Origin of the sequence: Streptomyces sp. NPDC014889, from assembly GCF_043081205.1 — a bacterium.
Classification (GTDB): domain Bacteria; phylum Actinomycetota; class Actinomycetes; order Streptomycetales; family Streptomycetaceae; genus Streptomyces.
In genome coordinates, this window is record NZ_JBIBWH010000002.1 from 414,694 (window position 1) to 426,573 (window position 11,880).

Below are 11,880 nucleotides of genomic sequence, written 5' to 3' on the forward strand. Positions count from 1 at the left end.
CGCCCCCGTGCCCATACGGACACGGGGGCGTCGGACGTCGGACGGCCGGGCCGCCCGCCAGAACCTGGTCCGACCGGCTACTTCACCGGCTCGGGCTCCGGCTCGGTCTCGTCGGCCGCCTCGCCCGCCGGGTCGACCGGCGTCCTGACGGAGTCCAGCAGGAGCTGGGCGACGTCCACGACCTGGACGGACTCCTTGGCCTTCCCGTCGTTCTTCTTGCCGTTGACCGAGTCGGTGAGCATGACCAGGCAGAACGGGCAGGCCGTGGAGACGATGTCCGGGTTGAGGGAGAGGGCCTCGTCGACGCGCTCCTCGTTGATGCGCTTGCCGATCCGCTCCTCCATCCACATTCGGGCGCCGCCGGCGCCGCAGCAGAAGCCGCGCTCCTTGTGGCGGTGCATCTCCTCGTTCCTGAGGCCCGGGACCTTGCCGATGATCTCGCGCGGAGGCGTGTAGATCTTGTTGTGGCGGCCCAGGTAGCAGGGGTCGTGGTACGTGATGATGCCCTCGACCGGGGTGACCGGGACCAGCTTGCCCTCGTCCACCAGGTGCTGGAGCAGCTGGGTGTGGTGGACGACCTCGTAGTCGCCGCCGAGCTGCGGGTACTCGTTGCCGAGCGTGTTGAGGCAGTGGGGGCAGGTGGCGACGATCTTCTTCGCCGACTTCGGCTTCCTGGACTCGGGGGTGACGTTGCCCTCGTCGTCCGTCTCCTCGCCGAAGGCCATGTTCAGCGCGGCGACGTTCTCCATGCCGAGTTCCTGGAACAGGGGCTCGTTGCCCAGGCGGCGGGCGGAGTCACCGGTGCACCTCTCGTCGCCCCCCATGATCGCGAACTTCACGCCCGCGATGTGCAGCAGCTCGGCGAAGGCCTTGGTGGTCTTCTTGGCGCGGTCCTCCAGGGCGCCGGCGCAGCCGACCCAGTACAGGTACTCGACCTCGGAGAGGTCCTCGATGTCCTTGCCGACGACCGGGACCTCGAAGTCGACCTCCTTGGTCCACTCCAGGCGCTGCTTCTTGGCCAGGCCCCAGGGGTTGCCCTTCTTCTCCAGGTTCTTGAGCATCGTGCCCGCCTCGGACGGGAACGAGGACTCGATCATGACCTGGTAGCGGCGCATGTCGACGATGTGGTCGATGTGCTCGATGTCGACGGGGCACTGCTCGACGCAGGCGCCGCAGGTGGTGCAGGACCACAGCACGTCCGGGTCGATGACGCCGTTCGCCTCGGCCGTGCCGATCAGCGGGCGCTCGGCCTCGGCCAGGGCGGAGGCGGGCACGCCCGCCAGCTGCTCCTCGCTCGCCTTCTCCTCGCCCTCCATGGTCTTGCCGCCGCCGGCCAGCAGGTAGGGGGCCTTGGCGTGCGCGTGGTCGCGCAGCGACATGATCAGCAGCTTGGGGGAGAGCGGCTTGCCGGTGTTCCAGGCCGGGCACTGCGACTGGCAGCGGCCGCACTCGGTGCAGGTGGAGAAGTCCAGCAGGCCCTTCCAGGAGAACTGCTCGACCTGGGAGACGCCGAAGACGTCGTCGTCGCCGGGGTCGGTGAAGTCGATCGGCTTGCCGCCGGAGGTCATCGGCTGCAGGGCGCCCAGGGCCGTACCGCCCTCGGCCTCGCGCTTGAACCAGATGTTCGGGAAGGCCAGGAAGCGGTGCCAGGCCACACCCATGTTGGTGGTCAGGGAGACCACGATCATCCACACGAAGGACGTGCCGATCTTGATCATCGCGGTCAGGTAGACCAGGTTCTGCAGGGTGCCGGCCGACAGGCCCTTGAAGGCGAGCACCAGCGGGTACGAGGCGAAGTACCCGGCCTCGTAGTGCCCCACGTGGTGCAGCGCGCCCTCGAGACCGCGCAGGACGTAGATCGCGAGGCCGATGGTGAGGATGACGTACTCGACGAAGTACGCCTGGCCGGCCTTGGAGCCCGCGAAGCGGGACTTGCGGCCGGGCCGGGACGGCAGGCTCAGCAGCCGGATCGCGATCAGCACGGCGATGCCGAGGACGGTCATCACGCCGATGAACTCGATGTACATCTCGAACGGCAGGAAGTCGCCGATGACCGGCAGTGTCCAGTCGGCCCGGAACAACTGGCCGAAGGCCTGCGCGAGGGTGGGCGGCAGCGTCAGGAAGCCGATGGCCACGAACCAGTGGGCGACGCCCACGATGCCCCAGCGGTTCATCCGGGTGTGGCCGAGGAACTCCTTCACCAGGGTCACGCTGCGCTGGTAGGGGTTGTCGGTACGGGCGCCGGCGGGTACGGGCTGGCCCAGCTTGAAGTACCGGACGAACTGGCCGATGGCACGGGCGAGCAGGGCGACGCCGACCACGGTCAGGACCAGCGACACGATGATCGCGGCGAGTTGCATGGGGGCTCCTGAGGCGGCCTCGAGATTACTGAGCGGTAACTTATGTAGTCCGTCTGAGACTACCCCCATCTTCTGTCGCAATGCAGCCGGGCGCGGGGTGATCTGGGTCGCTGAGAGCCCTCGTGGGGGGCCGTCCGGGGGTACCGGAGGGTCCCCAGGGGATCCGGTTGCGTGCCGATCGTGTTATTCGCACCCGATCGCCCCATATACCCCTAATTTAAGAACCGTGCTCTACGGGATCGCCACCGCCATCACCGCTCTCCTCCTCGCCGCCCTGCTCTCGGCGCTGCTCCGAGTGCTCGCGCTACGGCTGGGCCTCGTCGACCGCAGGAGGCGCTCACGCCCCTTGCCGCTGCTCGGCGGCCTGGCCGTGGTGCTCAGCACCTGCCTGGTCGCCGCGGCCGGTGGCTGGACCGGCACCGCCCCGCTGGGTGACGGGGTGGGCAGGCTGCTCGCCGCGGGCGCCGCGGTCGCCCTGCTCGGGACCGCCGCGGACGTGTGGCGGCTGAAGACACCGTTCCTCCTTGTCGGTACAGCCCTCGCGGCGGCCTGCGTGGTGCCGTACGACGAGACCGGGCCGGTGGCCGGGGTCGCCGCCGTGGCCTGGATCGCCTGTGTGGCCGCCGCCTTCCGGGGGCTCGATCACGCGGACGGCCTCGCGGGCACGGTGGGGGTGCTCACCGCGTTCGGGGTGGGCGCGTGCGCGGCGGCCGAGGTGATGGACGACCTCGCGGTGCTGCTGAGCGTGCTGGCCGCCGCCCTCACCGGCTTCCTGATGCACAACTGGCATCCGGCGCGGGTCGCGTTCGGGTCCGGCGGCTCGCTGTTCACCGGCTTCGTGCTCGCCTCCGCGGCCCTGCTCACCCGAACCGGGTACGACACGGTCTCCACCGTGGCGGTGCTGTTCGCGCTCACCGCCACGGCGAGCGCCGACGCCGTCCTGGTCCTGGTGTCGCGGAAGCTGGCCGGGCGTCCCCTGCTGCGCCGCGGCCCGGACCATCTCGCGCACCGGCTACGCCGGCTCGGGCCCACCCCGCCCGGCGCGACCGTCCTGCTCGGCCTCGGCACCTTCGGCGCGGTCCTGGTCGGGGTGCTGGTGCACACGGGCTGGGCCGGACCGCGGGCCGTGGCGTGGGTGGCCGGGGCTGCCCTGGTGGCCGTCCTCGGACTGCTGCGGGTGCCGGCGTACGCGTCGCGGCGCCCGACCGAACTCAACGGCGCCCGTGCGCAGTTCCCGGTCCCGGGTACGCGGACCCAGTCCCGGGTGCCCGGCACGCGGGAACAGTCCCGGCTTCCCGGGAGCCGGGGGCAGACCCGGGTGCCCGGCACCCGGGGACGGCCCGAGGAACGCACGGCCCGGGCCCTTCCCGCCGCCGGGAGTGCCACGCGCCCGCGCGGCGAGGCGTCCGGTGCGGTGCCGCCACGCGCGCGTGCCGGCGCCCCCGGCTCGCGCGCGCGGGGCGAGCCCTTCTGGGCCGTCCTCCGCGGCCAGCGGCAGTCCGGTGCGGGGGCCCCGTACGACGCGGAGGCCGGCGGACCCGGTGCAGCCGGGGTGCAGACCCCCCGTCGTCGACTTGAATATCCGCCCCCTCCGCCCCGGCAATCCACATCGCCGCAGGTCAGAGCTCCCTTGCGCATAAGGGATGGATAAGTCTTGAGTCGGGTGGGCTCAGGTCTGTTGACCCGGCGAGGAGCCTCGGGCACACTTGAGTCCGTTCCACTCAAGTCAGCTGGAGGAATTCACCATGGCACGTGCGGTCGGCATCGACCTGGGCACGACTAACTCCGTCGTCAGCGTTCTCGAAGGCGGCGAGCCCACCGTCATCACCAACGCCGAGGGCGCCAGGACCACGCCGTCCGTCGTCGCCTTCGCCAAGAACGGCGAGGTGCTGGTCGGTGAGGTGGCCAAGCGCCAGGCCGTCACCAACGTCGACAGGACCATCCGGTCGGTCAAGCGCCACATGGGCACCGACTGGAAGATCAACCTCGACGGCAAGGACTTCAACCCGCAGCAGATCAGCGCCTTCGTGCTGCAGAAGCTGAAGCGGGACGCCGAGGCCTACCTGGGCGAGAAGGTCACCGACGCGGTCATCACCGTCCCGGCGTACTTCAACGACGCCGAGCGCCAGGCCACCAAGGAGGCCGGCGAGATCGCCGGTCTGAACGTGCTGCGCATCGTCAACGAGCCGACGGCCGCCGCCCTGGCGTACGGCCTCGACAAGGACGAGCAGATGATCCTCGTCTTCGACCTCGGTGGCGGTACGTTCGACGTCTCGCTGCTGGAGATCGGCGACGGTGTCGTCGAGGTGAAGGCCACCAACGGAGACAACCACCTCGGTGGTGACGACTGGGACCAGCGTGTCGTCGACTACCTGGTCAAGCAGTTCCAGGCCGGTCACGGCGTGGACCTGTCCAAGGACAAGATGGCCCTCCAGCGTCTGCGTGAGGCGGCGGAGAAGGCCAAGATCGAGCTGTCCTCGTCCACCGAGACCTCGATCAACCTGCCCTACATCACCGCGTCCGCCGAGGGCCCGCTGCACCTGGACGAGAAGCTCACCCGCGCCCAGTTCCAGCAGCTCACGGCCGACCTGCTGGAGCGCTGCAAGACGCCGTTCCACAACGTCATCAAGGACGCCGGCGTCTCCGTCAGCGACATCGACCACATCGTGCTCGTCGGTGGTTCCACCCGTATGCCCGCGGTCGCCGAGCTCGTCAAGGAGCTGACCGGCGGCAAGGAGGCCAACAAGGGCGTGAACCCGGACGAGGTCGTCGCCATCGGCGCCTCGCTCCAGGCCGGTGTCCTCAAGGGCGAGGTCAAGGACGTCCTGCTGCTCGACGTCACCCCGCTGTCCCTCGGCATCGAGACCAAGGGCGGCATCATGACCAAGCTGATCGAGCGCAACACCACGATCCCGACCAAGCGCTCGGAGATCTTCACCACGGCCGAGGACAACCAGCCGTCGGTGCAGATCCAGGTCTACCAGGGCGAGCGCGAGATCGCCGCGTACAACAAGAAGCTCGGCATGTTCGAGCTGACCGGTCTGCCGCCGGCGCCCCGCGGCGTCCCGCAGATCGAGGTGTCCTTCGACATCGACGCCAACGGCATCATGCACGTCACGGCGAAGGACCTCGGCACCGGCAAGGAGCAGAAGATGACCGTCACCGGCGGCTCCTCGCTCCCGAAGGACGAGGTCGACCGCATGCGCGAGGAGGCCGAGCGCTACGCGGAGGAGGACCACAGGCGCCGCGAGGCCGCCGAGGTCCGCAACCAGGGCGAGCAGCTCGTCTACCAGACCGAGAAGTTCCTCAAGGACAACGAGGACAAGGTCCCCGGCGAGATCAAGACCGAGGTGGAGTCCGCCGTCGCCGAGCTGAAGGAGACGCTCAAGGGCGAGGACACCGCCGCGATTCGTACGGCCACGGAGAAGGTCGCCGCCGTCTCCCAGAAGCTCGGCCAGGCCATGTACGCCGACGCCCAGGCCGCGCAGGCCGCGGGCGGTGCCGGTGACGCCGGTGCGGGCCAGGCCAGGGCCGACGACGACGTCGTGGACGCCGAGATCGTCGACGACGAGCGCAAGGACGGTGCGGCGTGACGGAGGAGACCCCCGGCTTCGAGGAGCATCAGCCGCAGCCTCCGCCTCAGTCCGACGCCGCCTCCGGCGCCTCGGAGGACGCCGCGCAGGCCGCCGCCCAGGACAAGGGCGCGGCCCCGGCCGGTGAAGCGGACCAGTCGGCCGCGCTGACGGCGCAGCTCGACCAGGTGCGCAAGGCGCTCGGCGAACGCACGGCGGACCTGCAACGGCTCCAGGCCGAGTACCAGAACTACCGGCGCCGCGTCGACCGGGACCGGATCGCGGTACGGGAGGTCGCTGTCGCGAACATCCTGTCCGAGCTCCTGCCCGTGCTCGACGACATCGGGCGCGCCCGCGACCACGGCGAACTGGTGGGCGGTTTCAAGTCCGTCGCCGAGTCGCTGGAGACCGTGGTGGCCAAGCTCGGGCTGCAGCAGTTCGGCAAGGAGGGCGAGTCCTTCGACCCGACGATCCACGAGGCCCTGATGCACTCCTACGCACCGGACGTCACGGAGACGACGTGCGTGGCGGTTCTGCAGCCCGGGTATCGGATCGGCGAGCGCACCATCCGCCCCGCGCGGGTGGCGGTGGCCGAGCCCCAGCCCGGCGCGCAGACGGTCAAGCCGGCCGAGGAGTCCGACGCGGCCCCGGCAGCCGAGCAGGGCGAGGACGAGGAGAACGGTGGCCCGGAGGAGGGCTGACGCGATAACGGACGACGCACGAGAGGAGGGACGTCGGGGATGAGCACCAAGGACTTCATCGAGAAGGACTACTACAAGGTCCTCGGCGTCCCCAAGGACGCCACCGAGGCCGAGATCAAGAAGGCGTACCGGAAGCTCGCCCGCGAGTTCCACCCGGACGCCAACAAGGGCAACGCCAAGGCCGAGGAGCGCTTCAAGGAGATCTCCGAGGCGAACGACGTGCTCGGCGACGCCAAGAAGCGCAAGGAGTACGACGAGGCCCGCGCCCTGTTCGGCAACGGCGGCTTCCGCCCCGGGCCGGGCGCCGGCGGCGGCTCCTTCAACTTCGACCTGGGCGACCTCTTCGGAGGCGCCCAGGGCGGCGGCGGGAGCGGCGGCTTCGGCGGCGGGATCGGTGACGTCTTCGGGGGCCTGTTCAACCGGGGCGGGGCGGGCACCACGCGCGCCCAGCCCCGGCGCGGCCAGGACATCGAGTCCGAGGTCACGCTGAGCTTCACGGAGGCCATCGAGGGCGCCACGGTGCCGCTGCGCATGTCCAGCCAGCAGCCGTGCAAGGCCTGTTCGGGCACCGGCGACAAGAACGGCACCCCGCGGGTGTGCCCGACCTGCGTCGGCACCGGGCAGGTGGCGCGCGGCTCCGGCGGCGGGTTCTCGCTGACGGACCCGTGCCCGGACTGCAAGGGCCGCGGGCTCATCGCGGAGAACCCCTGCGAGGTCTGCGTGGGCTCCGGGCGGGCCAAGTCGTCCCGCACGATGCAGGTCCGCATCCCGGCCGGGGTCAGCGACGGCCAGCGCATCCGGCTGCGCGGCAAGGGCGCCCCGGGCGAGCGCGGCGGACCCGCGGGCGACCTGTACGTGGTGGTGCACGTCGGGGAGCACCCGGTCTTCGGCCGGCGGGGCGACAACCTCACCGTCACCGTGCCGGTCACGTTCGCCGAGGCGGCCCTCGGCGGCGAGGTCCGCGTGCCCACCCTGGGCGGTCCGCCGGTGACGCTGAAGCTGCCCCCGGGCACTCCGAACGGGCGTACGATGCGGGCCCGCGGCAAGGGCGCGGTCCGCAAGGACGGCAGCCACGGGGACCTGCTGGTCACCGTGGAGGTGAGTGTCCCGAAGGACCTGTCGGGGAAGGCTCGTGACGCGCTGCAGGCGTATCGCGAGGCCTCCGCGGGCGAGGACCCGCGGGCCGAGCTGTTCGAGGCCGCGAAGGGAGCATGAGTGAGATGGACGGCCGCCGCCGCAACCCGTACGAACTGACGGAAGACACACCGGTGTACGTCATCTCGGTGGCCGCCCAGCTGTCCGGACTGCACCCGCAGACACTCCGTCAGTACGACCGGCTGGGCCTGGTGTCCCCCGACCGCACCGCCGGGCGCGGGCGCCGCTACTCGGCCCGCGACATCGAACTGCTCCGCCAGGTGCAGCAGTTGTCGCAGGACGAGGGCATCAACCTGGCTGGAATCAAGCGCATCATCGAACTGGAGAACCAAGTCGCGGCGCTCCAGTCCCGGATCGCGGAGCTCCAGGCGGCGCTGGACGGCGCGGCGGCCGCGATGCGGCAGCGCGAGGCGGCCGTCCACGCCTCCTACCGCCGGGACCTGGTCCCGTATCAGGAGGTCCAGCAGAGCAGCGCGCTGGTGGTGTGGCGGCCGAAGCGGCAGCAGCCGGACTGACACGCACTCGGTCATGAACGACGACGAGGGGCCGGGAGGCCGTACAGCCTCCCGGCCCCTCGTCGTGTCTTTCGCGTGCGCGCCCGTAAAGGGAGTTTGGAGATGATTCCGCAAGGCTCCGCGAAGTCTTCACCATCGCAGCGGAGCGTTACGTTGCCATCTCGTTAAGTGGTTCCGCTTGACGCCGATGGGCGCCTCCGCGTTGGCTTTTCAGTCACCTGGGTCGCAATGCTGCGCCCTCGTCCGGAAGGCACCAGAAGTGAGCACCTTGATGCGTCGTATCGCCATAGCCGTGGCCGCGCCCACACTGACCTTCTCGCTCGCCGCCTGCGGGGCGCTCGACGGGTCGGGGAGCGTTGGTGACGCGAGCCCGACCAAGGGCAACGACCTGACGGTGGGCCTGCTGCTGCCGGAGACGGACAACACCCGGTACGAGAAGTTCGACTACCCCATCATCAAGGAGAAGGTCGCCGAGCTGACCGGGAAGCAGGGCAAGGTCGAGTACGCCAACGCGGAGGCGGACGCGAGCCGGCAGGCCGGCCAGATGCAGCGGATGATCGACAACAAGGTCGACGTCATCCTGCTCGACGCCGTCGACTCGCACGCCATCGCCGACACGGTGCAGAAGGCCAAGGACGCGGGCATCCCGGTCATCGCCTACGACCGGCTCTCCGAGGGCCCGATCGACGCGTACATCTCCTTCGACAACGAACTGGTGGGGGAGGTGCAGGGCCGCTCCCTGATCGAGGCGCTGGGTTCCAAGGCCGGCCCATCCGACAAGATCGTCATGATGAACGGCTCGCCCACCGACCCGAACGCCAAGCAGTTCAAGGAGGGCGCGCTCTCCCAGCTCAGCGGGAAGGTCACGATCGCCAAGTCCTACGACACCAAGGACTGGAAGGCGGAGAACGCCCAGGCGAACATGGCGCAGGCACTCGCCCAGCTCGGCAAGGACAACATCGCGGCCGTCTACTCCGCCAACGACGGCATGGCGGCGGGCGTCATCAAGGCCTACAAGGACGAGGGCTTCACCGACCTGCCGGTCATCACCGGCCAGGACGCCGAACTCGACGCCGTGCAGCGGATCGTGACCGGCGAGCAGTACATGAGCGTGTACAAGTCCTACCCGACGGAGGCCGAGACGGCCGCCCAGATGGCGGTCGCCAAGGTCCAGGGCAAGGACATCCAGTTCGACTCCCTCACCCGGGACCGGGTCAGCAGCCCCACCCACAAGAACATTCCGGCCCAGTTGGTCTCCGTGGTGGCCCTGACCCAGAAGAACATCAAGGGCACGGTCGTCACCGACAAGATCTACAAGGTGGACGACATCTGCACCCCGAAGTACCTGGCGTCCTGCAGGGCGATCGGCCTCGTGAAGTAACTGCCGGGCGGGCCCGGCCCGTTCGGGTGCGACAGCAGCCGCGGCCCCGCCGCGATCCGCCGAAAACAGGCCCGGTACACACCGGTCGAAACCGCTGGTTTTCGAGGATCGCGCGGGGAAGAGCCGTGTTGCACAGCCGGTACGCTCCGCGCATAGTTGCGCTGCGGAAGACGCGGAGACCGGGGGTGTGATGGGGCATGACCGGGCACGGGACGGAGGAGCATCCACACGGTGCCGACCGACTGTGCGAGGCCGGAGAGCACGTGTACGCCCGGGCCGTACGGCGGGGCAGGGTCCCGCGCCGGCTCGCCGAACCGGTGCCCTGCCTGCTCGAACTCGCCCTGCTGCACCCTGACCCCGACGACATGGGCTTCCTGGTGCCGACCGCGCCGCAGGAGGTCATGACCCGGCTGCTGCGCGGGATGTACGACGAGATCAGTGAGAGCCACCGGCGGGTGGGCTCGGTGGTGGCCGCCGTCGAGCGGTACGGCGGGCTCGGCCGCCGGGCGCGGGTACCCTCCGCGGCCGTGGAGGGCACGGCGATCCGGGTCCTGGACGGCCTGTCCCGGATCCAGGCGGCCATGGACGAGGCGACCGAGGCGTGCACCACCGAGGTGCTGACCGTCCAGCCGGGCGGCATCCGTCGCGAGCACGAGCTGTCCGAGGGGCTGCACCGGGCGCTGGCGCTGCGCGGGCGCGGGGTGCGCATGCGGGACCTGTACACGCATGTGGCCCGGCACGGCCAGGGGCTGCTCAACTACCTGGAATTGATGGGCGACGCGGTCGAGGCGCGCACGCTGGACGAGGTGATCGACCGGCTGATCCTCTTCGACCGCACGGTCGCCTTCGTGCCCGCGAACGCCGACTGCACGATGGCGCTGGAACTGCGCCATCCCGCGCTGGTGGGGTACCTGGGAACGGTCTTCGACCGGTTCTGGCGGCTGGCGATCCCGCTGACCGCTCCGCTGCCCGACACGGGCATCGAGGGCATCTCCCACCGCGAGCGGTCCATCGCGGCGCTGCTGGCCGAGGGCCACCAGGACGCGGTGATCGCCGAGCGGCTGGGCATCAGCGTCCGCACCTGCCGGGCCCACATCGCCCGGCTGTCGGAGACGCTGGGCGCCGCCAGTCGTACGCAGTTGGGCGTGAAGATCGCCCAGGCGGGGCTCGACGGGCCGCCGCGCACCGCCGCCGTGGGGCCGTTCACGGTTCCGGGTCAAGAAGTCCCGACTGTCCGATGAGGTAGCCCAACTGGGCGCGGCTGCCGCTGCCGAGAGTGGCGGCGAGCTTGGCGATGTGCTCACGGGCGGTGCGTACGTTCATGCCGAGGCGGTCGGCGATGACGGCGTCGGTGTGCCCTTCGACGAGGAGGGCGGCGATGGCGCGCTGGCGGCGGGTGACGCCTCCGGGCGACGGCTGATGGACTATCAGCGGGTACATGGGCGTGGCCAGGCGCCAGAAACGGTCGAAGGCGGTGGCGAAGTAGCCGACCAGGGCGGGGTGGCGGACCGCGAGAGCGAGAGTGCCGTCCGCGTTGGCGGGGACGAAGGCGACTCTGCGGTCGACGACGATGAGCCGGTCGGTGACTTCGTCGAGGGAGCGGGCTTGGACATCACCGGTGAGTTGCTCGTGGTAGGCGGGTATCGCGGGGACATGGCGCAGAGTGTGCTGATAGAGGGTACGAATACGCCCGCCGCGGTCCAGCAGCGCCTGATCGCGGTCCAGCGCCACTCCGTGTGCCGCCTCGCCCCTGCGGCCGAGGAGACCGGAGTGCGGCTGTACGCACAGGACTTCCTCGCTCGCCTCGGCCATGGCCTCGGTGATGGCCTGGTTGATCCGCGCGGTACCGCTGAGGATCACGAGCGCCGAGGTGTCCGGCTCCCCGGTGCGCCGGCCGTCGATGCGCATCAGCGGCTCGAAGGTCCGGGCCAGCCGGTCCTCGCGCCGTCGCTCCTCCGCGATGCGCTCCTCGGCGGCGCGCAGTAGTCGGTGGAGGGCGGCGGCGGGCGCCACGGGCTCCAGCCGACCGAGATCCTCGACCGCCGGGTGCAGCAGACCGAAGTCGATGAGGCAGGGGGCCTCGTCCGCCTCCCCCGCACGCACCCATCCGCTCCGCAGGGCGCGTTCGTACACCTCCGCGCCCGCCGGGCACAGGTCCTCCGGGCCGTGCTCCGGATGACGTGTCGGGCCCACCCC

The 11,880-nt window shown here is 70.4% G+C and carries 9 protein-coding genes; 7 read left to right on the plus strand and 2 right to left on the minus strand.

The features are described 5' to 3' along the window. Positions 1-77: 77 nt before the first annotated feature. Entirely contained in the window at positions 78-2,360 is a 2,283-nt protein-coding gene (locus ACF09J_RS05085) for a (Fe-S)-binding protein (RefSeq protein WP_392303977.1), read from the minus strand. Between the two features lie 226 nt (positions 2,361-2,586). On the opposite strand from ACF09J_RS05085, the gene ACF09J_RS05090 reads away from it, so the two are divergent. The 7 genes from ACF09J_RS05090 to ACF09J_RS05120 all read left to right on the plus strand — a co-directional run bounded on the left by ACF09J_RS05090 (position 2,587) and on the right by ACF09J_RS05120 (position 10,925). Next, positions 2,587-4,011, plus strand: a complete 1,425-nt coding sequence (locus ACF09J_RS05090; RefSeq protein WP_392303978.1) for an undecaprenyl/decaprenyl-phosphate alpha-N-acetylglucosaminyl 1-phosphate transferase — start codon at positions 2,587-2,589, stop codon at positions 4,009-4,011. Between the two features lie 94 nt (positions 4,012-4,105). After that, positions 4,106-5,953 (plus strand): molecular chaperone DnaK, encoded by a 1,848-nt coding sequence (dnaK, locus tag ACF09J_RS05095; protein WP_392303979.1) that lies wholly within the window; start codon positions 4,106-4,108, stop codon positions 5,951-5,953. After that, positions 5,950-6,633 (plus strand): nucleotide exchange factor GrpE, encoded by a 684-nt coding sequence (gene grpE, locus ACF09J_RS05100; protein WP_392303980.1) that lies wholly within the window; start codon positions 5,950-5,952, stop codon positions 6,631-6,633. Before dnaK ends, grpE begins: the two co-directional genes overlap by 4 nt. 39 nt (positions 6,634-6,672) lie before the next feature. Further along, positions 6,673-7,848: a molecular chaperone DnaJ gene (dnaJ, locus tag ACF09J_RS05105; RefSeq protein WP_392303981.1), complete on the plus strand. Its 1,176-nt coding sequence runs from the start codon at positions 6,673-6,675 to the stop codon at positions 7,846-7,848. Between the two features lie 5 nt (positions 7,849-7,853). Then, a complete protein-coding gene (locus ACF09J_RS05110; RefSeq protein WP_392304174.1) occupies positions 7,854-8,303 on the plus strand; it encodes a heat shock protein transcriptional repressor HspR in 450 nt (149 codons plus the stop codon). 271 nt (positions 8,304-8,574) lie between these two features. Continuing rightward, positions 8,575-9,684 carry a sugar ABC transporter substrate-binding protein gene (locus ACF09J_RS05115; RefSeq protein WP_392304175.1) on the plus strand — a complete coding sequence of 370 codons (1,110 nt, stop codon included), beginning with the start codon at positions 8,575-8,577 and terminating at the stop codon, positions 9,682-9,684. 197 nt (positions 9,685-9,881) lie between these two features. Then, on the plus strand, positions 9,882-10,925 hold the full coding sequence (locus tag ACF09J_RS05120; protein ID WP_392303982.1) for a LuxR C-terminal-related transcriptional regulator: 1,044 nt from the start codon (positions 9,882-9,884) through the stop codon (positions 10,923-10,925). Here ACF09J_RS05120 and ACF09J_RS05125 read toward each other — a convergent pair. Further along, positions 10,888-11,877, minus strand: coding sequence for a helix-turn-helix transcriptional regulator (locus ACF09J_RS05125; protein WP_392303983.1), 990 nt, complete (start codon positions 11,875-11,877; stop codon positions 10,888-10,890). The two genes, ACF09J_RS05120 and ACF09J_RS05125, sit on opposite strands and share 38 nt — an antisense overlap. Positions 11,878-11,880 lie beyond the last annotated feature (3 nt).

Coding starts and splice junctions, on each gene's coding strand:
- ACF09J_RS05085 (WP_392303977.1), bottom strand. CDS start 2,360: ATGCAACTCGCCGCGATCATCGTGTCGCTGGTCCTGACCGTGGTCGGC.
- dnaK (WP_392303979.1), top strand. CDS start 4,106: ATGGCACGTGCGGTCGGCATCGACCTGGGCACGACTAACTCCGTCGTC.
- dnaJ (WP_392303981.1), top strand. CDS start 6,673: ATGAGCACCAAGGACTTCATCGAGAAGGACTACTACAAGGTCCTCGGC.
- ACF09J_RS05110 (WP_392304174.1), top strand. CDS start 7,854: ATGGACGGCCGCCGCCGCAACCCGTACGAACTGACGGAAGACACACCG.
- ACF09J_RS05115 (WP_392304175.1), top strand. CDS start 8,575: ATGCGTCGTATCGCCATAGCCGTGGCCGCGCCCACACTGACCTTCTCG.
- ACF09J_RS05120 (WP_392303982.1), top strand. CDS start 9,882: ATGACCGGGCACGGGACGGAGGAGCATCCACACGGTGCCGACCGACTG.